This is a genomic window from Streptomyces sp. SD31 (assembly GCF_052068475.1).
In the GTDB taxonomy this organism is placed as follows: domain Bacteria; phylum Actinomycetota; class Actinomycetes; order Streptomycetales; family Streptomycetaceae; genus Streptomyces.
Map to the genome: position 1 here is coordinate 99,953 of NZ_JBQHCX010000002.1, position 24,991 is coordinate 124,943.

General features: G+C 69.6%; 20 protein-coding genes and 2 pseudogenes. 16 read left to right on the top strand and 6 right to left on the bottom strand.

The genetic code is table 11. The features are described 5' to 3' along the window. Nucleotides 1–62: 62 nt before the first annotated feature. Nucleotides 63–2,450: a proprotein convertase P-domain-containing protein gene (locus ACTMVF_RS04355; RefSeq protein ID WP_441269619.1), complete on the bottom strand. Its 2,388-nt coding sequence runs from the start codon at nucleotides 2,448–2,450 to the stop codon at nucleotides 63–65. A gap of 143 nt (nucleotides 2,451–2,593) precedes the next feature. Next, nucleotides 2,594–4,207, bottom strand: coding sequence for a phospholipase A2 (locus tag ACTMVF_RS04360; RefSeq protein WP_441269620.1), 1,614 nt, complete (start codon nucleotides 4,205–4,207; stop codon nucleotides 2,594–2,596). Nucleotides 4,208–4,613: 406 nt separating this feature from the next. On the opposite strand from ACTMVF_RS04360, the gene ACTMVF_RS04365 reads away from it, so the two are divergent. From ACTMVF_RS04365 to ACTMVF_RS04380, 4 genes and pseudogenes are all read left to right on the top strand, one after another. Next, entirely contained in the window at nucleotides 4,614–5,042 is a 429-nt protein-coding gene (locus ACTMVF_RS04365) for a hypothetical protein (protein ID WP_441269621.1), read from the top strand. An 89-nt stretch (nucleotides 5,043–5,131) separates the two neighbouring features. Next, the gene (locus tag ACTMVF_RS04370; RefSeq protein ID WP_441269622.1) at nucleotides 5,132–6,919 is read left to right on the top strand and encodes an aminotransferase class I/II-fold pyridoxal phosphate-dependent enzyme; all 1,788 of its coding nucleotides are present in this window, start codon (nucleotides 5,132–5,134) and stop codon (nucleotides 6,917–6,919) included. Between the two features lie 5 nt (nucleotides 6,920–6,924). Next, complete coding sequence (locus ACTMVF_RS04375; RefSeq protein WP_441270125.1) at nucleotides 6,925–7,719, top strand: phosphatidate cytidylyltransferase; 795 nt, start codon at nucleotides 6,925–6,927, stop codon at nucleotides 7,717–7,719. A gap of 266 nt (nucleotides 7,720–7,985) precedes the next feature. Then, nucleotides 7,986–8,462: pseudogene (locus ACTMVF_RS04380) on the top strand (SAM-dependent methyltransferase); the annotation flags it as partial. Nucleotides 8,463–8,561: 99 nt separating this feature from the next. Here the strand turns inward: ACTMVF_RS04380 and ACTMVF_RS04385 are convergent. The 3 genes and pseudogenes from ACTMVF_RS04385 to ACTMVF_RS04395 form a co-directional block, all read right to left on the bottom strand. Continuing rightward, nucleotides 8,562–8,876, bottom strand: coding sequence for a hypothetical protein (locus ACTMVF_RS04385; protein WP_441269623.1), 315 nt, complete (start codon nucleotides 8,874–8,876; stop codon nucleotides 8,562–8,564). An 89-nt stretch (nucleotides 8,877–8,965) separates the two neighbouring features. Then, a complete protein-coding gene (locus ACTMVF_RS04390) occupies nucleotides 8,966–9,097 on the bottom strand; it encodes a hypothetical protein (protein WP_441270153.1) in 132 nt (43 codons plus the stop codon). A 135-nt stretch (nucleotides 9,098–9,232) separates the two neighbouring features. Continuing rightward, nucleotides 9,233–9,325: pseudogene (locus ACTMVF_RS04395) on the bottom strand (IS5/IS1182 family transposase); the annotation flags it as partial. Nucleotides 9,326–9,614: 289 nt separating this feature from the next. Between ACTMVF_RS04395 and ACTMVF_RS04400 the strand changes: the two are divergent. The 9 genes from ACTMVF_RS04400 (at nucleotide 9,615) to ACTMVF_RS04440 (ending at nucleotide 20,907) form a co-directional block, all read left to right on the top strand. Next, the gene (locus ACTMVF_RS04400) at nucleotides 9,615–10,619 is read left to right on the top strand and encodes a hypothetical protein (protein ID WP_441269624.1); all 1,005 of its coding nucleotides are present in this window, start codon (nucleotides 9,615–9,617) and stop codon (nucleotides 10,617–10,619) included. A 199-nt stretch (nucleotides 10,620–10,818) separates the two neighbouring features. Next, complete coding sequence (locus ACTMVF_RS04405) at nucleotides 10,819–12,201, top strand: nitrate/nitrite transporter (RefSeq protein ID WP_441269625.1); 1,383 nt, start codon at nucleotides 10,819–10,821, stop codon at nucleotides 12,199–12,201. 164 nt (nucleotides 12,202–12,365) lie between these two features. Then, a complete protein-coding gene (locus ACTMVF_RS04410; RefSeq protein ID WP_441269626.1) occupies nucleotides 12,366–13,517 on the top strand; it encodes a uroporphyrinogen-III synthase in 1,152 nt (383 codons plus the stop codon). Nucleotides 13,518–13,813: 296 nt separating this feature from the next. Next, complete coding sequence (locus tag ACTMVF_RS04415; RefSeq protein ID WP_441269627.1) at nucleotides 13,814–14,410, top strand: CGNR zinc finger domain-containing protein; 597 nt, start codon at nucleotides 13,814–13,816, stop codon at nucleotides 14,408–14,410. Between the two features lie 319 nt (nucleotides 14,411–14,729). Then, nucleotides 14,730–15,251, top strand: coding sequence for a sigma-70 family RNA polymerase sigma factor (locus ACTMVF_RS04420; protein WP_010039908.1), 522 nt, complete (start codon nucleotides 14,730–14,732; stop codon nucleotides 15,249–15,251). Nucleotides 15,252–15,310: 59 nt separating this feature from the next. Beyond that, nucleotides 15,311–16,093 carry an anti-sigma factor family protein gene (locus ACTMVF_RS04425; protein ID WP_441269628.1) on the top strand — a complete coding sequence of 261 codons (783 nt, stop codon included), beginning with the start codon at nucleotides 15,311–15,313 and terminating at the stop codon, nucleotides 16,091–16,093. Nucleotides 16,094–16,162: 69 nt separating this feature from the next. Beyond that, nucleotides 16,163–18,475: a HelD family protein gene (locus ACTMVF_RS04430; RefSeq protein WP_441269629.1), complete on the top strand. Its 2,313-nt coding sequence runs from the start codon at nucleotides 16,163–16,165 to the stop codon at nucleotides 18,473–18,475. Between the two features lie 332 nt (nucleotides 18,476–18,807). Further along, nucleotides 18,808–20,229: an NAD-dependent malic enzyme gene (locus tag ACTMVF_RS04435; RefSeq protein ID WP_441269630.1), complete on the top strand. Its 1,422-nt coding sequence runs from the start codon at nucleotides 18,808–18,810 to the stop codon at nucleotides 20,227–20,229. A 396-nt stretch (nucleotides 20,230–20,625) separates the two neighbouring features. Then, nucleotides 20,626–20,907 (top strand): HU family DNA-binding protein, encoded by a 282-nt coding sequence (locus ACTMVF_RS04440; RefSeq protein WP_007498188.1) that lies wholly within the window; start codon nucleotides 20,626–20,628, stop codon nucleotides 20,905–20,907. Between the two features lie 94 nt (nucleotides 20,908–21,001). Here ACTMVF_RS04440 and murA read toward each other — a convergent pair whose 3' ends face one another. After that, nucleotides 21,002–22,342: a UDP-N-acetylglucosamine 1-carboxyvinyltransferase gene (gene murA / locus ACTMVF_RS04445; RefSeq protein ID WP_441269631.1), complete on the bottom strand. Its 1,341-nt coding sequence runs from the start codon at nucleotides 22,340–22,342 to the stop codon at nucleotides 21,002–21,004. A gap of 253 nt (nucleotides 22,343–22,595) precedes the next feature. Between murA and ACTMVF_RS04450 the strand changes: the two genes are divergently transcribed. The 3 genes from ACTMVF_RS04450 to ACTMVF_RS04460 all read left to right on the top strand — a co-directional run bounded on the left by ACTMVF_RS04450 (nucleotide 22,596) and on the right by ACTMVF_RS04460 (nucleotide 24,964). Further along, nucleotides 22,596–23,168 (top strand): YqgE/AlgH family protein, encoded by a 573-nt coding sequence (locus ACTMVF_RS04450; RefSeq protein ID WP_441269632.1) that lies wholly within the window; start codon nucleotides 22,596–22,598, stop codon nucleotides 23,166–23,168. A 29-nt stretch (nucleotides 23,169–23,197) separates the two neighbouring features. Further along, nucleotides 23,198–23,485, top strand: a complete 288-nt coding sequence (locus ACTMVF_RS04455; RefSeq protein ID WP_031478284.1) for a DUF3039 domain-containing protein — start codon at nucleotides 23,198–23,200, stop codon at nucleotides 23,483–23,485. Nucleotides 23,486–23,671: 186 nt separating this feature from the next. Next, entirely contained in the window at nucleotides 23,672–24,964 is a 1,293-nt protein-coding gene (locus ACTMVF_RS04460; protein ID WP_441269633.1) for an extracellular solute-binding protein, read from the top strand. Nucleotides 24,965–24,991 lie beyond the last annotated feature (27 nt).

A 24,991-nucleotide genomic window follows, 5' to 3' on the forward strand; every position in this document is an offset into this window, starting at 1 on the left:
GCTGTCCGCCGATGCCGCGGCCCCCGGCGGGGGAGGCCGGGGGCCGGGCGTGGGGAGATGGCTCAGAACGCCAGGGTCCAGCTGTTGAGGGTGCCCGTGGCGCCCTCGGAGATGTCCTCGACGCGGAGCTTCCAGGTGCCGTTCGCCGGGGAGGCGGCGGCGTCGACGGTGTAGACCTGCTGGAGGGTGCCGCCGTCCTCGGTCGCGGAGTCGGACTTCACCAGGTACAGCTTGCCGTCCGGGGCGACCAGGTGGATCTCCAGGTCACCGCGCCACTCGTGCGTGGCGTCCACGTACACCTTCAGCGTCTTCGGGGCGGCCCCGGCGAACCCGCTGACGGTGACCGGCGATTCCAGGACGCCGGGGTCGGGCAGGCTGTGCTTGGTCTGGTTCTCGTACGAGGGGAACGTCAGCGACCATCCGTTGAGCGTGCCCGTGGCGCCCGCCGAGGTGTCCTGCACCTGGAGCTTCCAGGTGCCGTTGGCCGCAGCGGCACGCGCATCGACCGTGTACGTGGTCTTGAGGGTGCCGCCGTCCTCCGTCCCGGACGCCGACTTGACGGGGTACGAGGTGCCGTTGGGGGCGACCAGGCCGATCTTCAGGTCACCGCGCCACTCGTGCGTGGCGTTCACGTGCACCTGCAGCCCTCCGGGCGCGTTGCCGGAGATCCCGGACACGGTGATCTCGGAGGTGAGGGTGCCCGGGTCCGGGATGGCGACGGAGCCGCTCTTCTCGAACGTCGGGAACGTCAGTGACCAGTCCTTGAGCGTGCCGGCGGAGCCCGCCGAGGTGTCCTGGACCTGGAGCGTCCAGGTGCCGTTGGCCGGTGATGTGCCGGCGTCGACCGTGTAGGTGCTGCTGAGGGTGCCGCCGTTCTCCGTCCCGGACGTCGACTTCAGCGGGTACAGCTTGCCGTTGGGGTCGGCCAGGCCGATCTTCAGGTCACCGCGCCACTCGTGCGTGGCCTCCACGTGCACCTGGAGGTTCTTCGGCGCGTTGCCGGAGATACCGGCCACCGTGATGGGCGACTGGGCCGTCCCCGGGTCGGGGATGGCGTAGTCCGTGTTGTTGATGAGCTGGGACGGACGCGGCTTGGCGGCCGGCTCGGGCTCCGGTTCCGGTGCCGAGCCGCCGAGCGCCTGGCCGAGGTCGATACGGGGAGTGCCGGCGCCGGTGTAGGTGATGGTCTTCCCGGTGGTTTCCAGGAGCGACTCCAGCTCCCCGATGCTCTTGGTCGGGAAGGCCTCCCGAAGGATCGCGAAAGCACCGGCCACGTGCGGGGCAGCCATCGAGGTGCCGTTCTTCGAGGCGTAGCCGTCGCCGGGAACGGAGGAGACGATGCCGGTGCCGGGGGCCAGGACGTCCAGCAGCGCGCCCCGGTTGCCGAAGGACGACAGCTGGTCGTCGTCGGTGGTGGAACCGACGGCGATGGCGGAGGAGACACAGGCGGGAGCGCCGACCGCGTCGCCGTATCCGTTGTTCCCGGACGCGACCACGGTGGCCACTCCGGCGTTGAACAGGTTGTCGATGGCCGGCTTGCGCGCGTCCTTCTCGCAGGCGGCGGCGTACCGTCCGCTGCCCAGGCTCAGGTTGGCCGCGACGACGGGGGTGCCGGACTGCCGCAGCTGCAGCACCTTCTCCATCGCCGCGATCTGGGCGCTGGTGAAACTGAGCACGCAGGGCGCGGCACCCGGGCCGCAGAAGTCCTCGGAGGTGAACTTGCTGAAGACCTGCATGGCGACGATGTCGGCGCCGGGGGCGACACCTCGTGCGGGGGCTCCGGCGATGCCGGCGCCGTCACCCGCGGCGATACCGGCCACATGGGTTCCGTGGGAACAGGCGGCGATGGTCGCGCACGCCCCGGTCTCGGAGTCGGCGGTGCCGGGACCCTCCTGGGCCGCGGTGCCGTTCGGGCACAGGCTGGTCGCGGAGTACTCGGCGTCGGCGGGCGAGAAGCACGCCTCGGCGATGATCCGGTCCCGCAGGAACGGGTGGTCGGTGGCGACGCCGGTGTCCAGGACGGCGATCGCACTGCCGGCGCCGGTCCTGCCCGCCGCGGCGGCTTGGGCGCCGCCGACGAGGGGCACGCTCTGGTCCAGGGACGGCGGCACCGGCACGTCCTCGGTGACGCTGACCACGCCCGGCTGGGCGGCCAGTTCGGCGAGGCCGCCTCTGTCGACCTTGAGGGTGACGACCGGCAGGGTGTCGAAGGACTGCAGCGTGTCACCGGCGGTGGCCGCGCCGGCCAGGTCCGCGCGCTTCTCGGTGACGACGTTGACGCGGACCCTGCCGCCGTCAGCGGTCTCGTCATACAGCGGCGGGTCGACGGGGTCGCTCGTCGTCTCGGCTGCTGCGGTGGTGCTCGACGGCGCGGCGGCGTGGGCCGGTATCGCACCGAGGGACGCGGTGATCATCGCCGTGATGACCGCGGACCATATCGGTCTCTTCACATTCTCTCCGTCAAGAGAGCGGGCAAGCAGATGCCCGCGGGGTGGGCGCGAAGCCGAAGGCCGGATGGCGACACGTGCCGCCATCCGGCCTTCATGCCTGAGTCATGCCTGAGTCGCGTTGTTCGTCGGAAGGCGCCTGAGGATCAGGTCGCGTTCGCGCCGTTCTTCGCCCGGCCGAACACCGTCACCGCCGCGTAGTACAGGTTGGCGGCGGAGCGGCAGGGGCTCTTGAAGAAGTAGCCGTTGCAGGTCTTGGTGTAGAGCGAGGTCCAGAAGACGCCGTCCACCGCGAAGCCCTTGTTGCGCGACAGGTACTTGTAGTAGCCCTTGTACGAGTTGCCGATGGTGCCGTAGCCGTAGTCGTGCTGGTCACAGGCGGGGCGGAAGTCGTAGCCGAGCGGCCGGTCCGGAGCGGTGGTGCAGTGGTCGTGGTTGATGCCGCGCACCGAGGTGCCGTTCGGCAGCTTCTTCCACGACGGGGAGTGCCAGCCGTAGTGCGCCACCTTGGTGGTGCAGCCGGACCTCGTGTAGTACATCCAGCTCGTCGCGGTGCTGCAGTACGACGGGTACGACTGCGGGCCCGAGACCTCGCCGCCGAGGAACTCCGAGGAGGCCGGCGCGTCGGTGAGGGTGGAGTCCGGGCTGGGGGCATCTCCCTCGACCGCGGTGCCCGGGGTCGGCACCTCCTCCTCGGTGGTGGCGTCCGGAAGGGCGGACCCGGCGGAGAAGTCCAGGTGCCAACTGCCGTTGGTCGGCGAGGTGATCTCGGACAGCCGGTCGGTGGCGTCGTAGGCGTATGTGGCCTGCGGCTCACTGGCCTCGGTCGGGTTGGTCACGGTGCGCAGCAGACCGGAGGAGTCGTAGGCGTACCGGGCGAGGGTCTGCGTGGTGGCGCCCTCGGTGACGGTGATCTGCTTGACCTGGCCCGCGTAGTCGCCGGCCGTGGAGGACGTGGCCGTGGTTGCGTTCGCGTAGGTGATCGTGGAGGTCGTCTTCAGCTTGTCGCCGAAGGCCGGGTTGGTGATCTCGGCGACGCGCCCCCGGGTGTCGTACTCGACAGCGGTGGCGTAGGTGTTGCTGCCGACGCTGATGACACGCCAGGTGTCGGCACCGGTCGCGGCCTGCTCCCACTTGTAGGTGGGCTTGAGGTTTGCGGCCGGGATCGGCCGGCCGGACGCGTCGGTGAAGGTGTCGTCGCCTTCGACCGTCGCGGCGAGGTCCACGCCGATGACCTCGGCGATGGAGGTCTCCAAAGTCCCCGTCGCGTCATTCCACTTGGTCGTCTCGGTGATCTGGGACCCGTCGGCGGTCGCGTACTTCTTCACGCCGCCGCCGCTCGGGTAGTCCACGCTGGACTTGAGCTCGTACCGGAGCGTCTCGTTCACGCCCAGGTCGGTCACCAGGATGGTGTCGCCCTGCTGCTCCAGCTTCCGGTTGAGCTGGCCGCCGACGAACTCGGCTTCCCAGCTGGGGCCGAAGACCCCCATGTCGGCCCGGCTGTCGGGGGCGTCCTCGGGTGAGGCGACGCCGTCGGCCTGGGCACTCACCGAGTGCCGGCGGTTGACGAGCACGCCGGCCACATCGGTCTCGGTGACCTCGAAGGAGTCGGTCGCCGAGAAGTACATGCCCGGGCCGACATCCTGAATCGTTCCTTCAGCCAGCGGCTGGTCGATGGTCTCCGCCGCTGTCGCCTGCTGCTGCGGAAGCAGCAGCGACAGGCCGAGCACGGCGACAACAGGCAGCGCAGTTCTGCGCACAAGTCCCCCCTTGTGAAGATCCTTTGAGCGATCGCCGGGAAACGTAAAGGCTTTGTAAGCGCTTCCGCAAGCCCTAATAAAGGGGAGGAAGGGGCTCCGATTCATTGCAATGGCGAAAGTCGTCGACGGGGGCCAATAGGGATGCTCTATGTGATGCCTGTGGTTCGCGCCCGCGAAGTGGGAGCCGTGATTACGTCTGGATGTGATCCAGGTCACTGGGCTGTCTCATGGGAGAGCCACGATTTCGGGGTCGTCAATGGGCGGCGGGAGCAGCGCTGTTGGGGCACCGAGCCCCGGCCTTTCCGAAACTCCCTGAGGAAATGAGTACTTGTACTCATGCCGGAGCGTGCTCCCCGGTCCACCGTTGGAGAACTCCGATCCCGGACCGACCCGAAGGAACCCCGCGATGCCGAACGCCTCCCGCCAGCGCGGCGTCCCGCGCCTGCGCCGGCTGCTCGCGCTCGCCACGGGAAACTGGTTCGCCCGGGGCTATCCGGCGGTCGTCGCCGCCTCCGTCCTGGTGACGGCCATCGGCTGCTGGGCCGGGTGGCTCCTTCTGTGCGCCTTCGTGAACGCCGCCGTACTCGGCGCCCTCGCCGCGCATGGGGCGCGCGCTGAGTGCACCCACCTGCAAAGGACTCGGGCCCTGCCGGCGCCCGCGGCGGACAACTGGCTCGTCCGTCCGGCGTCACCCGCCGAGTGGGCCTCCTCGCCGACCTGGCTGAGCCCGTTGGTCTTCTCCGCCGGTGCGGCCCTGGCCTGCCTGTTCAACGCCGTGCTGCTCGGCCGGCTCGCACCCAGGCTGCGTGTGGGAGAACCACGCCCGGCCGCATGACGGGAGCCGCTGGACCGGCCGGCGGGATCGTTCGCCAGCCGGTCCGTCTTCCCCGCGATGGAGCGCTCCCCGCGTCGAGAAAGGTACTCATGGGCCGTGACCTGCAGCTGCGCGCTGCCACCGAGGAGGATCTCCAGTGGATCCACGAACTGCGCCACCGGGTGTACGCCCAGGAACTGGGCCAGCATGCCCCTGATCCGGCCGGGTCGCTTCGCGACGGACTGGACGGCGACAACGTCTATCTGGTCGCGGCGCGAGGAGCGGCCCGGATCGGCTTCGTCAGTGTGACTCCGCCCTGGTTGGGGCGGTACGGGCTGGACAAGTACCTGACCCGCGACGAACTGCCGCTGCTGACCGAGGGCGATCTGTTCGAGGTGCGCATCCTCACCGTTGAGCCTCGCTGGCGGACCACCGCGGCGGCACCCCTGCTGATGTACGCGGCGCTGCGCTGGATCGCCGCCCGGGGCGGTCGCCGGGTGGTGGCGATGGGCCGCGCCGAACTGCTCGACATGTACCTGGCCGTGGGCCTGCGCCCGGTCGGCCGTACTGTCCACAGCGGTGCGGTGACGTTCGAGGTGCTGACCGGCGGCGTGACCGAACTGACGAAGCTTGCGATGGACCGCTACGGCACCACGCTCGAGCGCCTTCGGTCCGCGGTGGACTGGCAGTTGGACATGGCGTTCGCTCCCCGGCCGGACGGCTGTGAGCACGGCGGCGCCTCGTTCACCGCCATCGGTACGGACTTCCGTAGTCTCCACCGGCGCCACCAGGTGGTCGCGGCCGACGTGCTGGACGCCTGGTTCCCCCCGGCCCCCGGGGTGAGTGCGGCGCTCGCGGCAGATCCCGCCTGGGCCGCCCGGACCTCGCCGCCGACCGGAGCCGAGGGCATGCTGGCCGAAATCGCCGCGGCTCGGGCGCTGCCGGCGGAAGCGCTCGCGGTCGGCGCCGGTTCGTCCGACCTGATCTTCAGGGCTTTCGGCCAGTGGCTGACCCCGGAGAGCCGCGTGCTTCTGACGGACCCGTGCTACGGCGAGTACGCCCACGTCACGGAGAGGGTGATCGGATGCCGGGTGGACCGTTTCCGGTTGCGCCGTGAAGACGGCTGGCGGATCGATCCGGACCGGCTGTCCGCCGTCGTCCGATCCGGCCGCTACGACCTCGTGGTGGTGGTCAACCCGAACAACCCGACCGGACGCCACGCGCCGGCCGCGGAGCTGCGCGAACTGATCGCCGCCGCGCCGGCCCGCACCCGCTGGTGGATCGACGAGGCATACGTGGGCTACGTCGGCCTGACCGAGTCGCTGGCCGGCCATGCCGCGACGGACCCGCGGCTGGTCGTCTGCACCTCGCTGTCCAAGATGTACGCGCTGTCCGGCGCGCGGGCCGCGTACCTGGTGGCCGAGCCGACCACAGCGGCCGAGCTGCGCCGACGGACACCGCCCTGGCCGGTCAGCCTCCCGGCGCAGCTGGCCGCGGTGGCGGCCCTGCGTGACCCGGCGTACTACAGCGACCGCTGGCTCCGCACCCACGCCCTGCGGAAGCAACTGGCCACCGACCTGGCCGAATTGGACGAGACCCTGGTGGTCGAGGAGTCCGTGGCGAACTTCCTCACCGTGACCCTGCCGTCGGACGGGCCGAGCGCCGCGCGACTCGTGAACGAGTGCCGCCGCCACGACGTGTATCTGCGCGACCTGTCCCCGTTGTCGCCGGAGTACCAGGGGCGCACGGTGCGCATCGCGGTCCGGGACACCGCCGAGAACGCGCGCATCGTGGCCGCGTGTCAGGCCGCCCTGGCCGTGCTGCGACCGGCTTCGGCCCCGCCTGTAGCCATGCCCACCGGTGTTCCCGCCGACGTCCCCGGCGGATCCGCCCGGTGATCACCATGGCCGCGCTGGCACCCCACCTCGGTGGGGCGCTGGTGCTGGGCGGCATCGCGGTGGCGGTGTCCCGGCGCCGTGAACTGATGATCCGGTGGTGCGCCTGGGCGGTCGGAGTACCACTGGTCACCGGGGCGTTCTGGTTGGGTCGCCCGGGCGCCGCGGCTGTCGCGATCGTGGTCGGGGTGATCGCCGTGATGGAGTACGGCGGGCTGATGCGGCTGGGCCGGGCAGACCGGGTGGTGCTGGCCGCGGCGGTGACGGGCGTGGTGCTGGCGGCCTGGTTGGCCCCCGGACAGGTGCTCCGGGTGGCCGCGGCAGGGGCGCTTGTGGTGGCCGCGGTGCCGCTCCTGGCCGGTGACGCCGACCACGGCCTGCACCGGCTGAGCGCCGGCCTGCTCGGACTGACCTGGCTGAGCGTGCTGGCCGCGCTCGTGCCGCTGGGGGCGACTGGGCTGGCCCTGTTCGTCGCGGTCTCTGTCGCCGACATCGCGGCGTACTTCGCCGGTCAAGGGCTCGGCGGGCCGCGACTGTCGCCCCTCTCACCGGCCAAGCGGTGGAGCGGGACGCTGGCCGGCGCCGCGGCCGGCCTCGGAGTGCTGGCCGCACTGTCCGCGCTGAGCTGGCCCATGGCGGTGGCGGTAGTGGTCGGCGGCCCGGCCGGTGACCTTCTCGAATCCATGATCAAAAGAGGTGCGCAGGCAAAGGACGCGGGCCGCTGGCTACCCGGCTCCGGCGGCCTGTTGGACAGGATCGACTCGCTGCTCATCGCGCTGGCCGTGCTGCTGGTCCTGGGCTGACCTCATCGTCGATCTCGACGCGTCCGACAACTCGGAAGGCGACACCTGAGCGTCGAAGGTCATCGACCCGGCAGGCAACACCTGGACCTATACATACGACGCCCGGGGCCGCGTGACGTCGACCATCGACCCGGACACCGGCAGGACGGAGACCTGGTACGACGACGCCGACCGCCCGGTCAAGGTGACGGACGCCAAGTCGCGGACGACGTACACGACGGATCAGGCGGGCCGGGCTGCGACCACGCCCACCGGGCCCGGCGTGGCTGGACATCCGCAGCGGAGACATGCGCACCGTACGACTCGGCCAGCGCATGGACGTAGTGACCTGCCTGGGCAACAGTCTCGCCTACGTGCACGACAACAACGAGATCGGCCAGGTCTTCGCCACCTTCGCGGCCCACGCCCAGCCGGGCACACTGCTCGTGTTGTGCTCCCCGATCGCTCCGATCACCCGGACCGAGCCGAACACCGCCACGGTGGACACTCCGAGAGGGCCCGCTACCGTCACCATCCGACATGAGTGGGACCTGCGGACCCAGATCAACACCATGCACCGGCACTGGGTGCTCCCGTCAGGTGCCGAGGCCCGAGACGAGATCCGCAGGCGTGTGTTGTTCCCCCGCGAGTTGGAGCGCTACGCGGGGGGTGCCGGCTTCCAGGTCCTGGACATGCTCGACGGCACAGGGACAGAGCTAACCGGCCCAACCGCATACACCGTGGCCCGATACACCCGGCGGTGACCGACGGAACGGAAACGGCGCCGGTTCCAACCGGCTGACCCCTCACGGCAGTAGCGACGGCAACAGCCATGGATTTCCCCGCACAAAGGTTCGAAGTGTCTAACGCGCCGGGTATTTATTCCATTCGGGAAAGCCCAGTTCGTCGAGCAGCGTGCTGAAGAGGTCCTCGGCGAAGGCGCCTTGGGAACGAAGCAGCTCTTCTATCCTGGATTGCTGCGCTGTGGCAGGGATGTTGGCGGCTGCGGCCCATGCGAGGGCCCCCGCGGCGTCGGATGGGACTTCCAAGTCGAGTTCCGTGCGCTTGCGTCTGACGGCATCGTGAAACTCGGGTGTGTCCAGCCATTCGATCACATCGTCGACGTCTTCGGGTTCGTCGACCAGTAGCCGCGCGGCGTTGGGTCCAGGTTGAGCCATGCCTGCCAACGCTGTCCGGTGGCATCCAGGCCGGTTACCAGGGCGATGTCGCTGTCGGAGATGTGGGCGACGCAGGCAGGCGCCTTGCTTCAATCGACCAAGACAGGAAGGTATTCGTCGTCCCCTATCCCTTGGTCGAGCTGGAGCGTCTGCCAGCCGTCAGGTCGCGGCTCCCACACGTGCACGGCGTCCTCCAACTCTTCATCGAGGCTGTCGAACACGGGGCCTCCAGCAACGGACGGTTGCTGCGCGTGAAGACCAGGTGGCCCGAGAATCCCACGGGGGTTCCTCCTTTGAGACGTTGTGCGCACCCTACGGGCTGCCACTGACATCGCAGGCTGGGTCGGCTTCTGCTTGGCTCTGCATGCGAGAAAGTGATCGGCTCTGCCTTCGTAGCGACGGCGCAGGCGGCGACAGCCGGCAAACCAGGACACCGTTCTCTCAACCACTTCCTGGGCATCCGCAGCACACGGCCCGCCCTGGTCGCGTGGGGACCCGATGGCGCACCCAAGGCTGCGAGGTGGGCCATTCCTCAGTGATCCACCACTAACCCGCCACGAGCAATGACCTTGTTCGCATGCACATCATCCCCGCGACAAGGTTCCCCCAAGATCCCGTGAAGCACGCCCACCCAGGCCCCGACTGTCAGACCCCCGTGGAACACTGACGACGTTGCGCAAGTGAACGGGGTGGCCAAGTGGCCGAGTGGCCCAGGTGGTCGGTGGGGAGCGGACGGCGATGAGCAAGCGGCAAGTGCAGAAGATGCTGCAGCTGATAGCGGGCGGAGGGCCCGTCGAGCTCACCAGCCCCATGGCCTCCGTGAAGAAGCTCGCCACGCTGGCCTTCATCGCCCAGCAGTTCGGGTACGAGTACCTGGACGTACGGCAGAGCAGCGGGCGTAATGGCGCGCTCATCATGATGATCGCCCCCGACCCCAGCCCCCACGCCCGCGCCCGCGCCGCACAGAACTGGGCGCAGTATCCGAACGCCCACGACGGGGTCTCCGTGCCGCCCCTGATCCCCGACGCCTTCGAGCTCCTCAAGGCCCGCATCAACTTCGACCTCACCGGCAAGAACGCCGAGAAGCGGGCGGGCTACGCCGCCGTGGGCGTCACCATCGGCGCCGGGATCCTCGGGGTGCGGCTCGGTGGGGACCCCTCCGCCTGGATCGCGGCGCTGCTCACGTGGGTGTTCTTCATGGCGATCCTCGGCGTGGTCTTCGTCGTCAACCGCAAGCGCAACGCGAAGTTCGCCGCCCGGCTGCAGTCCGCCGGGTTCATGCCGTTCACAGAGGAGTCCGGGCGGGTGCGCTACCTGCCGCCGGGCACCCAGCTGCCCGGGCAGCCCTTCGCCGCCGGGCCGTACGGCCACCAGCCTCCGCCCGGCGCTCCCACGCCGGGCGCACCCGCCGGTTACGGCCGGCAGGCCCCCGGTCCGTACGCCGGCCAGCCCGCCGCCCCCGGGGCGTACCCCGCTCAGCCCGCAGCCCCGGGCCCCTATCCCGCTCAGCCCGCGGCCGCCCCCGCCCCGTACGGCAACCAGCCCGCCCCCAGCCCCTACGGTGCCCCCCAGCCCCAGGGCCCGCACGCCACACCGCAGCCGCAGCACCAGCCGCACCCACAGCACCAGCCGCACCCACAGCATCAGCCGCCACACCAGCCCCAGCAGCCGTACGGCCAGCCACAGCCCTACCCGCAGCAGAACCCCCAGCACGACCCCCACTGGCAGCCCCCGCAGCACTGACACCGCCGTCTCCGCATCGCGCCTATATATAGGGACGCCGCGTATAGGGACGCACACAACCTCTCATCCACCTTCCCCGCCGGGTGAGAGCAAAGTTCCTTTCCGGTCACTCGATGCCACAGCGCGGAAACGAGCCCTCCCTACCTTCGGGATCAGCCACTCGAAGTGCGACCGAGCCCCGAAGTACCGTGGAGGCGTCATGACAGCCCCTAGCACAGCCCCCGCCGCGAGCAGGGGAGGCCGCTGGATCGATCACTGGGACCCCGAGAACGAGGCGTTCTGGAACGAGACCGGAGAGAAGATCGCCAAGCGGAACCTCTTCTTCTCGGTCCTCTCCGAGCACATCGGCTTCTCGATCTGGACCCTGTGGTCCGTGATGGTGCTCTTCATGGGACCGGAGTACGGGCTCACCCCTGCCGACAAGTTCACCATCGTCTCCATGGCCACCCTGGTCGGCGCCATCGTCCGCGTGCCCTACACCTTCGCCGTCGCCATCTTCGGCGGCCGGATGTGGACGGTCATCTCGGCGGGCATGCTGCTCCTGCCGACCGTCGCCGCGTTCGCCGTGATGGAGCCGGGGACGTCCTTCACCACCTTCCTGCTCTGCGCGATGCTGGCCGGTGTCGGTGGCGGAAACTTCGCCTCCAGCATGACCAACATCAACGCCTTCTTCCCCCTCCGTAAGAAGGGGTGGGCGCTCGGTCTGAACGCCGGCGGCGGCAACATCGGCGTGCCCGTCGTGCAGCTGATCGGCCTCGCCGTCATCGGTGCCAGCGGCGGCCCGCGCCTGCTGCTCGGTATCTACATCCCCTTCATCGTGATCGCCGCCGTACTCGCGTGGCTCAAGATGGACAGCATCTCGTCGGTGAAGAACGACACCGGCGCCGCCAAGGACGCTGTGAAGGAGGCCCACACCTGGATCATGTCCTTCCTGTACATCGGCACCTTCGGCTCCTTCATCGGATACAGCTTCGCCTTCGGCCTGGTCCTGCAGACCCAGTTCGGCCGTACGCCGCTGCAGGCCGCCTACGTCACCTTCATCGGCCCGCTGCTGGGCTCGCTGATCCGGCCCGTGGGCGGCTCGCTCGCCGACCGGTTCGGCGGTGCGAAGATCACGCTGTGGAACTACGTCGCCATGGCCGCCGCGACCTCCGTCATCATCGTGGCCTCGATGCAGAAGTCGCTGCCGCTGTTCACCACCGCGTTCATCGCCCTGTTCGTCCTGTCCGGCCTCGGCAACGGCTCGACGTTCAAGATGATCCCCGGCATCTTCCACAACAAGGCCCTCGCCAAGGGCCTCACCGGTGAGGATGCCGCCGCCTACGGCCGTCGGCTCTCCGGTGCCTCCATGGGCCTCATCGGCGCGGTGGGCGCGCTCGGCGGTCTCGGCATCAACCTCGCCTTCCGCCAGTCCTTCCTCACCGTGGGCTCCGGCACCGGCGCCTTCGTCGCCTTCCTCGCCTTCTACGGCGTCTGCTTCGCGGTCACCTGGGCCGTATACCTTCGCCGCCCGGCCGCCTCGGAGACGCACGCCACATCGGCCTCGGAGGCAAAGCCGCAGCTCAGCTACGCGGAGGTGTGACGTAACACCGCTGACATCAAGCCGAACCGAGCCTGTCACGCACCATTGACAGGCTCGATCGGCATGCAGGTGTACCCACCAAGGGTGCGATCAGGAGCCGCTCCCGGTCACCCCCGGTGGACCACCTGGCGCAGGCACCACAACTCGAGTGCGGGACGAGAGTTATGTACGACACACAGCAGCAATCCGAACACGGGCCCCTCGCGGGTTTCACCGTGGGCGTGACCGCCGCACGCCGGGCCGACGAGCTCGGGGCGTTGCTCCAGCGGCGCGGCGCCGCCGTGCTGCACGCTCCTGCCTTGCGCATCGTGCCACTCGCCGACGACAGCGAGCTGCTAGCCGCCACCAAGGAGATCATCCAGCGCACGCCGGACGTAGTGGTCGCCACGACCGCGATCGGCTTCCGGGGCTGGATCGAGGCCGCCGACGGATGGGGACTGGGCGAGGACCTGCTGGAACGGCTGCGCGGGGTCGAGCTCCTCGCGCGCGGACCGAAGGTCAAGGGCGCGGTACGGGCCGCCGGGCTGACCGAGGAGTGGTCGCCGTCCAGCGAGTCCATGGCCGAGGTACTCGACCGGCTGCTGGAGGAGGGCGTCGACGGGCGCCGGGTCGCCATCCAGCTGCACGGTGAGCCGCTGCCCGGGTTCGTTGAGTCGTTGCGGGCCGCGGGAGCGGAGGTGCTCGGGGTGCCCGTCTACCGGTGGCTGCCGCCGGAGGACATCGGCCCGGTCGACCGTCTGTTGGACGCCACGATCTCGCGCGGCCTGGACGCCCTCACCTTCACCAGTGCGCCGGCCGCGGCGTCGCTGCTGTCGCGGGCGGAGGAGCGCGGGCTGCTTCCCGAAGTGCTCGCCGCCCTCAACCACGACGTCCTCCCGGCCTGCGTCGGCCCGGTCACCGCACTGCCTCTCCAGGCACTCGGCGTCGACACCGTCCAGCCCGAGCGCTTCCGGCTCGGTCCGCTGGTCCAGCTGCTGTGCCAGGAACTGCCCGGCCGGGCCCGGTCCCTGCCGATCGCCGGGCACCAGGTGGAGATCCGCGGGCACGCGGTCATGGTCGACGGCGTACTGCGCCCCGTGCCGCCCGCGGGCATGTCCCTACTGCGGGCCCTGTCCCGCCGGCCGGGCTGGGTGGTGCCCCGCGCGGAACTGCTGCGCGCGCTGCCGGGGGCGGGGCGGGACGAGCACGCGGTGGAGACGGCGATGGCTCGGCTTCGTACGGCTCTGGGGGCGCCGAAGTTGATCCAGACGGTGGTGAAGCGGGGGTACCGGCTGGCGTTGGATCCGGCGGCGGACGCGAAGTACGCGGACGCGTGAGCCGCCCCCGCCGCCCCTACCCGTCCCATCCTTGAAGGGGCGCCGCCCCTTCCACCCCGCCAGGGGGCTGCCGCCCCCTGGACCCCCACTTCGGCCCTGAACGGGCCTCGTCCTCAAACTCCCCCAGAGGGGGCACCCCCAGACGGGCTGGGATGCCCGGACCGGCGTCGAGAGGTGAAAGCCCCCTGTGGGGCCGGCCGGTACGAGGGGTTCCGGGACCAGCCACCGGGCAGGCACTGTTAGAGGGAACGCTTCTCCCAGTTCTCCCGGGGTGACCCCTAGGCGGTGACAGGCACATGGCACTGGGTACGGTCACGGACGCGTACGAGCTGCGGTTCGATGCCGGGCGGCTCTGTCTGGATCTCCTCGCGACCACGCATCCCGAGGAACGGTTCGACTCCGTCGAGGTGTTGTGCGCCTGGATCGTCGGCGCCGGGCTCGTACCGTCGGGCACGGCGCTGGCCCACGCCGACGCCGCTTGGCTCGTGCAGTTCCGCGAACTGCGTGGACGTATCGGACAGTTGGTGCGCGGCGGAATCACCCCCGAGCCCTGGCCGTCGTACGACATCGCGCTCGCCCGGGTGAACGACATCGCCCGTACCGCGCCCCCGGCCCCCCGTGCCGTACGGGGTGAAGACGGCACCCTGGTGAGGGAATTGGATCATCCGCCCGAGTGCGCCGCGCTGCTCGGCGCCATCGCGCGGGACGCCGTGGAACTGCTCACCGATCCGGTCGCGCGGGCCGGGCTGCGGGAGTGCGAGGGCGACAACTGTCCGATCGTTTATCTCGATTCGTCCCGTGGGCGCAGAAGGCGCTGGTGCTCCAGTGAGGTCTGCGGGAATCGGGAAAGGGTCGCCCGGCACCGTCGTCGCGCCGCCCTCGCCCGCGCCTGACGGTCCGTTATGCGGCTTCTGTGGAGCGGCTGTCGAAGTGATTTCGATTACATGTCGTTTACCTACGCACCCGTAGGGAAGCGGCGACTCGATCCGGTCGATGTGGTGGAAATGTAAAGATCGCACGGTGGGAATGTGCTGTCATGTCCCGCTCGTCACGTCACTCCGAAGAAAACTGTCGCATCGCTTTGAACACTCAACCGACCGCTTGCGTACGGGTAGTCGAGCGACCGACTGGGGGAACCCCCGGACATCGGAGGTGGGCGTGCGCAAGGATTCCGTCGTGGCCAATGAACGTGGATCGAGGGCCCGACATCGCATGTCCCAGCCCTCGGAACCTGATGAGGAGCTGATGCGTGCGCTGTACAGAGAGCACGCCGGACCCCTCCTTGCGTATGTCCTTCGACTGGTCGCCGGTGATCGGCAACGAGCAGAGGACGTCGTGCAGGAGACGCTCATCCGTGCCTGGAAGAACGCCGGACAGCTCAATCGAGCGACCGGATCGGTACGCCCCTGGCTGGTGACGGTCGCCCGGCGCATCGTCATCGACGGCCACCGCAGCCGGCAGGCCCGGCCGCAGGAGGTCGATCCGTCGCCGCTGGAGGTCATCCCCGCGGAGGACGAGATCGACAAGGCGCTGTGGCTGATGACGCTGTCGGACGCACTCGACGACCTGACCCCCGCCCACCGGGAGGTTCTCGTCGAGACGTACTTCAAGGGGCGTACGGTCAATGAGGCGGCCGAGACGCTGGGCATACCCAGTGGCACCGTTCGCTCAAGGGTTTTCTACGCCCTGCGGTCGATGAAGCTGGCTCTGGAGGAGCGGGGGGTGACGGCGTGATGAGTGTTTACGGGGGAAACCAGGGATTCGGGATGGGCGGTTCGGGTATGTCTGGGTCCATGAGCCCCATGCAGGGACATCCGGGCCCGAGCGAGCACGAAACCGTCGGTGCCTACGCCCTCGGGATTCTCGACGACGCTGAGGCAACCGCTTTCGAGGCCCACCTCGCGACCTGCGAATGGTGCGCCCAGCAGCTGGACGAACTCGCCGGAATGGAGCCGATGCTCGCGGCGCTCGCGGACCTGCCCGGTTCCGGTTCGCCCGCGATCGGCGAGTCCCTGTCGGCGAAGCCCAGCCCGCGTCTGGTGAACAAGCTCGTCGACGAGGTCGCCGAGCGCCGCGCCCAGAAGCGCCGGCGCAGCTTCTACATGGTGGCCGCGGCGGTCGCGCTGATCGTCGGCGGTCCGTTCGTGGCCGTGGCGACGAACGGCAGCGACGGCGGCGGGGACAGCGAGGGCAACCGGACCGTGCAGGCGGCCAACCCCGCCAAGGACCTGTTCGAGAGCATCGAGAAGAAGGTCACGGGAAGCGACGCGGCGACCGGGGCCACCGCGACCGTCGCCCTGCAGGAGAAGCTCTGGGGCACCGAGACGGGCCTCGAACTCAAGGGCGTCAAGGGTCCGCTCAAGTGCTCCATGATCTTCGTCAGCAAAGACGGTGAGCGCGAGACGGCGGCGTCCTGGTCGGTGGGGAAGTGGGGCTACGGCATCCCCGACGGCAAGACCGAGCAGGCCAGGAACCCGCTCTACGTCACCGGCGGCGTGTCCATGGCCCCCGAAGACGTCGATCACGTCGAGATCATGACCTTCGACGGAGAGAAGATCGTCGAGGTCGACGTGTAGTCGCCGTAGCTTTTCCGGGCCCCTTTCGCGTACGGTTGACGGCTGCCCAGCACGTCAGAAGGGGGCCCGGTGGCCGCTCAGGCTCCACAGGAAACCGCGCTCGAAGACTCCTTGAGAGACCGAGAGATCGGCGTCGAACAGGAACACCTGGACCGGGTGTACCAACGGCTCGAGGAGAAGATCCACGAGGCGGAGTTCCTCATGAACGACGCGGCCAAGCGCGGCCAGGTCGGCACGCCCGGCGCACTCGCCGAGCGGGACGCACAGGTCTTCCGGGCCGGTGTCCACCTCAACCGGCTCAACAACGAGTTCGAGGATTTCCTCTTCGGCCGTATCGACCTGCTCCTCGGCAAGGACGGCAAGAAGGGACCCGACGGCGCCTACACCGCCGTCGAGCCCGCCGAGGGCGCGGTCCGGGAGGACAACACCGCCGACATCGCGGAGACCCTGCACATCGGCCGCATCGGTGTGCTCGACCAGGACTACTCCCCGCTGGTCATCGACTGGCGGGCCCCGGCCGCGGCGCCCTTCTACCGCTCCACCCCGGTCGATCCGGGGCGGGTCGTACGGCGCCGGGTCATCCGCTCCAAGGGGCGCCGGGTGCTGAGCGTCGAGGACGACCTGATGCGCCCCGAGCTCAAGGCCTTCCTCGGCGGCGACGAGCTGCCCGTCATCGGCGACGGCGCCCTCATGGCCGCCCTCGGCCAGGCCCGCAGCCACACCATGCGGGACATCGTGGCGTCGATCCAGGCCGAGCAGGACCTCGTCATTCGCGCCCCCGCCGCATCCGTGACGTACGTCGAGGGCGGCCCCGGCACGGGCAAGACGGCCGTTGCGCTGCACCGCGCCGCCTACCTGCTCTACCAGGACCGGCGCCGGTACGCGGGCGGCATCCTGATCGTCTCGCCGACCCCGCTGCTGGTGGCGTACACCGAGGGCGTGCTCCCGTCGCTGGGTGAGGAGGGCCAGGTCGCCATCCGGGCCATCGGCTCACTCGTCGACGGCGCCGAGGCCACGCTGTACGACTCCCCGGCCACGGCCCGCGCCAAGGGCTCGTACCGCATGCTCAAGGTGCTGCGGAAGGCGGCCCGTGGCGCCTTGGAACTGAACGATTCGCCGGCCCGGCTCAGGGTCGTCGCCTTCGGCCGCCGGCTCGAACTGGAGGCCGACGAGCTGGAGCGCATCCGCCGCAACGCCCTCGGCGGTACGGCCCCCGTGAACCTGCTGCGCCCGCGCGCCCGCAAGCTGCTGCTCGACGCCCTGTGGGCGCAGTCGGGCGGCGCCACCCGCCACTCCGACCCGGAACTCGCCGCCGAGCTGCGCTCCTCCTTCGACGAGGACGTCACCTCGGAGGACAGCTTCATCGCCTTCCTCGACGCCTGGTGGCCGGAGCTGACGCCGAAGGCCGTGCTGGAGGCGATGGCCGACGAGCGGCGGCTCGGCCGCTGGGCCCGCCGGATCCTCAACCCCGGCGAGGTCCGCAAGGTGGCCCGCTCGCTCAGGCGGGCCGGCCACTCCGTGCACGACATCGCCATGCTCGACGAGCTCCAGGCGATCCTCGGCAGCCCGGCCCGCCCGAAGAGGAAGCGCGAGCTGGACCCGCTCGACCAGCTCACCGGGCTGGAGGAGCTGATGCCGGTCCGCGAGGAGTCGCAGCGCGAACGCGCCGAGCGGCTGGCGGCCGAGCGCGTCGAGTACGCCCACGTCATCGTCGACGAGGCCCAGGACGTCACGCCGATGCAGTGGCGCATGCTCGGCCGCCGCGGCCGGCACGCCACCTGGACGATCGTCGGCGACCCGGCCCAGTCCTCCTGGTCCGACGTCGACGAGGCGGCCCAGGCCCGCGACGAGGCGCTCGGCACCCGTCCGCGCCGCCGCTTCCAGCTCACCGTGAACTACCGCAACCCGGCCGAGATCGCGGAGCTGGCGGCGAAGGTGCTGGCGCTGGCCATGCCGGGCTCGACCTCACCGTCGGCCGTCCGCTCCACCGGCGTCGAGCCTCGTTTCGTGACAACGAACAAAGGACACGGCACCGTCGTACGCGACTCCCTCGCGCACACCGTCCGCGAGGAGGCCGCCCGGCTGCTCGACCGTGTCGACGGCACGGTCGGCGTCGTCGTCGCCATGCAGCGGCGCGAGGAGGCGGCCAAGTGGCTCGCCGGGCTCGGCGACCGGGTCGTGGCGCTCGGCAGCCTGGAGGCGAAGGGCCTGGAGTACGACGCCACGGTCGTCGTCTCCCCGGCGGAGATCGCGGACGAGTCGCCGGCCGGCCTGCGCGTGCTGTACGTCGCGCTGACCCGGGCCACCCAGCAGCTGACGGTGGTGTCGGGGGAGCGGGACGAGCCGGACGCGACCGGGGTGCCGGACCTGCTGAGGGACTGATCGGGTCATCGTGGGCGGCAGGAAAATGAACTCGCGGTGCGGGAATGGCCTTACGGGATCTGTTTGTTAGCCTGGGTGTGGCACCGGCTCGATCCAAGCCCCCGGGCCCAACCTTCGTCGCTACGAGCGACCACTTGCCGCGAGGCGAGCATGGCGGGTCGGTGTCATGAACGTTGAAGAGACCCACGTCACGATGTGACGTGGGTCTCTTTTCATGGGAAGACGTGGCGAACAATACGTTCGCAATTCCAGCCCGGCTAACTCCTACTCGGCGGTAGGTGCGACGATCGGACGGCATCCAGCGTCACAGGTGAAAGCAGAGGAAGTCGGCCATGGCAACGGCGCCCAGCGTCTCCTACTCGATGACGGTCCGGCTGGAGGTGCCCGCGAGCGGAACCGCGGTCTCCCAGCTCACCACGGCCGTCGAGTCCCACGGAGGCTCGGTCACCGGCCTCGACGTCACCGCCTCCGGTCACGAGAAGCTCCGGATCGACGTCACCATCGCGGCCACCTCCACCGCGCACGCCGACGAGATCGTCGAACAGCTGCGCGGCATCGAGGGCGTCACGCTGGGCAAGGTCTCGGACCGTACGTTCCTCATGCACCTCGGCGGCAAGATCGAGATGGCGTCGAAGCACCCCATCCGCAACCGTGACGACCTGTCCATGGTCTACACGCCGGGTGTGGCCCGCGTCTGCATGGCGATCGCGGAGAACCCCGAGGACGCGCGCCGCCTGACCATCAAGCGCAACTCCGTTGCGGTTGTGACGGACGGCTCGGCGGTGCTGGGCCTCGGCAACATCGGTCCGAAGGCCGCGCTGCCCGTCATGGAGGGCAAGGCGGCCCTCTTCAAGCGGTTCGCCGGCATCGACGCCTGGCCGATCTGCCTCGACACCCAGGACACCGACGCGATCGTCGAGATCGTCAAGGCGATCGCCCCCGGGTTCGCCGGCATCAACCTCGAGGACATCTCCGCCCCGCGCTGCTTCGAGATCGAGGCGCGGCTGCGTGAGGCCCTCGACATCCCCGTCTTCCACGACGACCAGCACGGCACGGCGATCGTCGTCCTCGCCGCCCTCACCAACGCACTTCGCGTGGCGAGCAAGGCAATTGAGAACATCCGCGTCGTGATGTCCGGCGCCGGAGCGGCCGGTACGGCCATCCTCAAGCTGCTGCTCGCGGCGGGCGTGAAGAACGCCGTCGTCGCCGACATCCACGGCGTCGTGCACGCCGGCCGTGAGGACCTGCGGGACGCTCCCGCGGACTCGCCGCTGCGCTGGATCGCCGACAACACCAACCCCGAGGGCCTGACCGGCACGCTGAAGGAGGCCGTGCGCGGCGCGGACGTCTTCATCGGCGTCTCCGCTCCGAACGTGCTCGACGGCGACGACGTGGCCGCCATGGCCGACGACGCGATCGTGTTCGCGCTCGCGAACCCGGACCCCGAGGTCGACCCGGCAATCGCCCGTCAGACGGCGGCAGTTGTGGCCACGGGCCGCTCCGACTTCCCGAACCAGATCAACAACGTGCTGGTCTTCCCGGGCGTCTTCCGCGGTCTGCTGGACGCGCAGTCCCGCACGGTCAACACCGAGATGATGCTCGCGGCCGCGAAGGCGCTGGCGGATGTGGTGACCGAGGACGAGCTGAACCCGAACTACATCATCCCGAGCGTCTTCAACGACAAGGTCGCGGGAGCGGTCGCCGGCGCGGTGCGGGAAGCGGCGAAGGCCGTCAGCGCCGTGGCGGCCGAGTAGTCACCCGGCGTCGCGGCGGGCGTTGCCGGGGGCTGTCGCTCCCGGCCCCCGTCGCGCCCGGAATGTGTGTGGCGGCTGTGAGGATCGCCACGGCAAGCCCTTGTAACGGCGCGTCGCGGAACCAAGGGCCTCCAGACGCCGTTTATCGTGACGCGAAAGCTCAGGCCCTCTCTTCGTGTGACTCCCAAGGGTGTTCTCACGACTCCTCCGGGTGCCGGATTGGCTTTCCCGCCGCAGGTAGGGGCAGGATGCGTCTCTGGGCGCGAGGGTCTGACGGACGGACCCGGGTCCGGGGACTGTCCGAGGACCCTGGCAGCATCGGCTTTTCGCTGTGCCCAATATGCGGCTCCGCCGCGTGGCACGCCTCAACAGCAAGAAGAACACGGGAGTAACAACATGAACCGCAGTGAGCTGGTGGCCGCGCTGGCCGACCGCGCCGAGGTGACCCGCAAGGACGCCGACGCCGTGCTGGCCGCGTTCGCCGAGACCGTCGGCGAGGTCGTCGCCAAGGGCGACGAGAAGGTCACCATCCCTGGCTTCCTGACGTTCGAGCGCACCCACCGTGCCGCTCGCACCGCGCGCAACCCGCAGACCGGCGACCCGATCCAGATCCCGGCCGGCTACAGCGTCAAGGTCTCCGCGGGCTCCAAGCTCAAGGAAGCCGCCAAGGGCAAGTAAGCGCTCCACAGCCCCGCGCCCCTCAGGGCGCTGCAGCAAACGCCGATGGGGCGGCCACCCGGACTCCGGGGGCCGCCCCATCGGCGTGCTTGTGTCAGCCGAGCGCCTTGCCCGGCAACTCCACCTTCGCGCCGAGCTCCACGAGCTTCTCCATGAAGTTCTCGTAGCCGCGGTTGATGAGGTCGATGCCGTGGACCCGGGACGTGCCCTGGGCCGCCAGGGCCGCGATGAGGTACGAGAAGCCGCCGCGCAGGTCGGGGATGACCAGGTCGGCGCCCTGGAGCTTGGTGGGGCCCGAGACGACCGCGGAGTGCAGGAAGTTGCGCTGGCCGAAGCGGCAGTTGGAGCCGCCCAGGCACTCGCGGTAGAGCTGGATGTGGGCGCCCATCTGGTTCAGGGCGGAGGTGAAGCCGAGGCGGGACTCGTAGACCGTCTCGTGGATGATGGACAGGCCCGTCGCCTGCGTGAGGGCGACCACCAGCGGCTGCTGCCAGTCCGTCTGGAAGCCGGGGTGCACGTCCGTCTCCAGCGCGATGGACTTCAACTGGCCGCCGGGGTGCCAGAAACGGATGCCCTCGTCGTCGATCTGGAAGGCACCGCCCACCTTCCGGTAGGTGTTCAGGAACGTCATCATCGAGCGCTGCTGGGCGCCACGGACGTAGATGTTGCCCTCGGTCGCCAGCGCCGCGGACGCCCAGGAGGCGGCCTCCAGGCGGTCCGGGAGGGCGCGGTGGTTGTAGCCGCCGAGGCTGTCCACACCGGTGATGCGGATCGTGCGGTCGGTGTCCATCGCGATGATGGCGCCCATCTTCTGCAGGACGCAGATGAGGTCCTCGATCTCCGGCTCCACGGCCGCGTTCGAGAGCTCGGTGACGCCTTCGGCGAGGACGGCCGTCAGCAGGACCTGCTCGGTCGCGCCCACGGACGGGTACGGCAGCCGGATCTTCGTGCCGCGCAGCCGCTGCGGGGCCTCCAGATACTGCCCGTCGGCCCGCTTCTCGATCGTCGCGCCGAACTGCCGCAGCACCTCGAAGTGGAAGTCGATGGGCCGGCCGCCGATGTCGCAGCCGCCGAGGCCGGGGATGAACGCGTGGCCGAGGCGGTGCAGCAGCGGACCGCACAGGAGGATCGGGATCCGGCTGGAACCCGCGTGGGCATCGATGTCAGCGACGTTCGCGCTCTCCACGTGCGAGGGGTCCATCACCAGCTCGCCCGGTTCCTCACCCGGGCGGACCGTCACCCCGTGCAGCTGCAGCAGTCCGCGTACGACGCGCACGTCACGGATGTCCGGCACGTTGCGCAGTCGACTTGGCGCGCTGCCCAGCAGGGCAGCCACCATGGCCTTCGGTACGAGGTTCTTCGCACCGCGGACACGGATCTCGCCCTCCAGCGGGGTTCCGCCGTGGACAAGCAGGACATCGTCGTTGACGGTCATGTATCTCGCGTTCCGATGAGTTGGGCAGGGGCCAGGAGGGAAAGGGTAATCGCCGCCGACCCCCCTTCAGTAAGCCCAAGGACGGCTCAGGAACGTCATAGCTCTGTCACAACACGAACCGTTCCGCGTCGGGCACAAGCGGTCACCATCGCGGCCGTGCGCCCGGGGGCGCTCCTTTCCGCCCTGAGCTGCATTCACTCCCGAACCGGCATTGCCTCCCCACACGAAGGGAAGATGCGGGATCATGTCTGGCATGACCGAGGTGTCCTCGCTCACAGGGCGGCTGCTCGTGGCAACGCCCGCCCTGGCGGACCCGAACTTCGACCGCGCGGTGGTGCTCCTTCTCGACCACGACGAGGAGGGCTCCCTCGGTGTCGTCCTCAACCGTCCGACCCCCGTGGACGTGGGCGACATCCTGGAGGGCTGGGCGGACCTCGCCGGCGAACCCGGCGTCGTCTTCCAGGGCGGCCCGGTGTCCCTCGACTCGGCGCTCGGCGTCGCCGTCATCCCCGGAGACGCGTCCGGCGAGAGCGCCCCGCTGGGCTGGCGCCGGGTGCACGGCGCGATCGGGCTCGTCGACCTGGAGGCGCCGCCGGAACTGCTCGCCTCGGCCGTCGGCAGTCTGAGGATCTTCGCCGGGTACGCCGGCTGGGGCCCCGGCCAGCTGGAGGACGAGCTGGAGGAGGGCGCCTGGTACGTCGTCGAGTCCGAGCCCGGGGACGTCTCCTCGCCGTCGCCGGAAAGACTCTGGCGCGAGGTCCTGCGCCGTCAGCGCAACGAGCTCGCGATGGTGGCCACGTACCCCGACGACCCTTCGCTCAACTGATGCGTGTGAGCTTCAGTACTCTTGGCGGTATGAGCACTCTCGAGCCCGAGCGCGGGACTGGTACGGGGACCCTCGTAGAGCCGACGCCACAGGTGTCCCACGGCGACGGCGACCACGAGCGCTTCGCCCACTACGTCCAGAAGGACAAGATCATGGCGAGCGCCCTCGACGGCACCCCCGTCGTGGCGCTCTGCGGCAAGGTCTGGGTGCCCGGCCGCGACCCGAAGAAGTACCCGGTGTGTCCCATGTGCAAGGAGATCTACGAGTCCATGGGCGCCGGCGGCGACGACAAGGGCAAGGGCGGCGACAAGAAGTAACCCTCCCTTCGGCCGAGTTCCGCGAGGCCCCCGAGGCGCGTTTCGGCGCGTCCCGGGGGCTTTCGCGTGTCACGAAGTGGTTGAGACCTCTTGTGGGCATGTTCGCGTAGTCCTTAGGCTCCGATGCGTTGTGCAGAGCGAAACCGTCATTGCATATGTTGCAACGCACGCTCGGAGGACCGCTCCATGAAGCTCGCCCCCAGACTCGCCGTACTGCTCACCGCCCTGGCCGTCACCGCCTGCGCCCCGCAGACCTCCACCAACTCCTCCTCCGACAAGGACGAGAAGACCGGCACCCTGCGTGTCTGGCTCTTCCAGGAAGTCGGCAACAAGCCGAAGGAGAAGGTGGTCGACTCCGTCGTCACCGCCTTCGAGAAGGCCCACGAGGGCACCGAGGTCGACGTCGAGTACATCCCCGTCGAGACCCGCGCCCAGCGTGTGAAGGCCGCCTTCAACGACCCGGACTCCGCCCCCGACGTGATGGAGTACGGCAACACCGACACCGCCGGCTATGTGAAGGACGGCGGACTCCTGGACGTCACCAAGGAGTTCGGCGACTGGGGCGAGGCCAAGGACACCGACCCCACCGCCGAGCAGTCCGTCACCGTGGACGGCAAGATCTACGGCGCGCCCTTCTACGTCGGCGTCCGCGCCCTGTACTACCGCACGGACATCTTCGAGGATCTCGGCCTCGAAGTCCCGGAGAACATGGCCGAGTTGGCGGCCACCGCCCGCAAGATCCGCGCCGCGAAGCCCGACTTGTACGGGCTCGTGGTCGGCGGGGCCTACACGTACGGCGCGATGCCGTTCGTGTGGGCCAACGGCGGTGAGATCGCCGCCGACAAGGGTGGCTCGTACACCGCGGCGATCGACAGCGCGGCCGCCCGGAAGGGCATCAAGGCCTACACCTCGCTCTTCACCAACGACAACTGTCCCGCCGCCAAGTGCGCGGGCATGGGCGGCAACGACACGGTCACCGCGTTCGCGGCCGGCAAGGCGGGCATGGCGATCGGCGGTGACTTCAGCCACACCGCCGTGGAGGCCGGGAAGGTGAAGGGCAAGTACGCGGTGGTGCCGTTGCCGGGGGTGAAGGCAGGGTCCATTGCGCCGGCGTTCGCCGGGGGCAACAACATCGGGGTGCTCAAGAGCACATCGCATCGGACGCTGGCGGTCGAGTTGATGGAGCAGCTCACATCGAAGAAGACGCAGGCGTCGATGTTCGAGGCGATGGGGTTCCTGCCGACCTTCTCCGACGTCAGGCAGCAGGTTGCGGCTGAGGAGCCGTATGTGAGGCCCTTCGCGGAGACCCTCGCTGCGGGGACAAGGTTCGTCCCTGCCTCGCCCGCGTGGGCGCAGATCGACTCGTCGCTGGTGCTGCCGACGATGTTCCAGGAGGTCATCAGCGGTAAGAAGGACGTGGCGGCGGCTTCGGCGGACGCGGCGAAGAAGATGGACGACGCGTTTGGCTCCGCCGGGTGACGCCGGGTACGCCTACTGGCTCGGGGA

Bases quoted from the DNA above. Each gene is read 5' to 3' on its own strand.
- ACTMVF_RS04365 (WP_441269621.1), top strand. From the start codon at position 4,614: ATGCCGAACGCCTCCCGCCAGCGCGGCGTCCCGCGCCTGCGCCGGCTG.
- ACTMVF_RS04370 (WP_441269622.1), top strand. From the start codon at position 5,132: ATGGGCCGTGACCTGCAGCTGCGCGCTGCCACCGAGGAGGATCTCCAG.
- ACTMVF_RS04375 (WP_441270125.1), top strand. From the start codon at position 6,925: ATGGCCGCGCTGGCACCCCACCTCGGTGGGGCGCTGGTGCTGGGCGGC.
- ACTMVF_RS04385 (WP_441269623.1), bottom strand. From the start codon at position 8,876: ATGGCTCAACCTGGACCCAACGCCGCGCGGCTACTGGTCGACGAACCC.
- ACTMVF_RS04400 (WP_441269624.1), top strand. From the start codon at position 9,615: ATGAGCAAGCGGCAAGTGCAGAAGATGCTGCAGCTGATAGCGGGCGGA.
- ACTMVF_RS04405 (WP_441269625.1), top strand. From the start codon at position 10,819: ATGACAGCCCCTAGCACAGCCCCCGCCGCGAGCAGGGGAGGCCGCTGG.
- ACTMVF_RS04410 (WP_441269626.1), top strand. From the start codon at position 12,366: ATGTACGACACACAGCAGCAATCCGAACACGGGCCCCTCGCGGGTTTC.
- ACTMVF_RS04415 (WP_441269627.1), top strand. From the start codon at position 13,814: ATGGCACTGGGTACGGTCACGGACGCGTACGAGCTGCGGTTCGATGCC.
- ACTMVF_RS04420 (WP_010039908.1), top strand. From the start codon at position 14,730: ATGTCCCAGCCCTCGGAACCTGATGAGGAGCTGATGCGTGCGCTGTAC.
- ACTMVF_RS04425 (WP_441269628.1), top strand. From the start codon at position 15,311: ATGAGCCCCATGCAGGGACATCCGGGCCCGAGCGAGCACGAAACCGTC.
- ACTMVF_RS04435 (WP_441269630.1), top strand. From the start codon at position 18,808: ATGGCAACGGCGCCCAGCGTCTCCTACTCGATGACGGTCCGGCTGGAG.
- ACTMVF_RS04440 (WP_007498188.1), top strand. From the start codon at position 20,626: ATGAACCGCAGTGAGCTGGTGGCCGCGCTGGCCGACCGCGCCGAGGTG.
- murA (WP_441269631.1), bottom strand. From the start codon at position 22,342: ATGACCGTCAACGACGATGTCCTGCTTGTCCACGGCGGAACCCCGCTG.
- ACTMVF_RS04450 (WP_441269632.1), top strand. From the start codon at position 22,596: ATGACCGAGGTGTCCTCGCTCACAGGGCGGCTGCTCGTGGCAACGCCC.
- ACTMVF_RS04455 (WP_031478284.1), top strand. From the start codon at position 23,198: ATGAGCACTCTCGAGCCCGAGCGCGGGACTGGTACGGGGACCCTCGTA.
- ACTMVF_RS04460 (WP_441269633.1), top strand. From the start codon at position 23,672: ATGAAGCTCGCCCCCAGACTCGCCGTACTGCTCACCGCCCTGGCCGTC.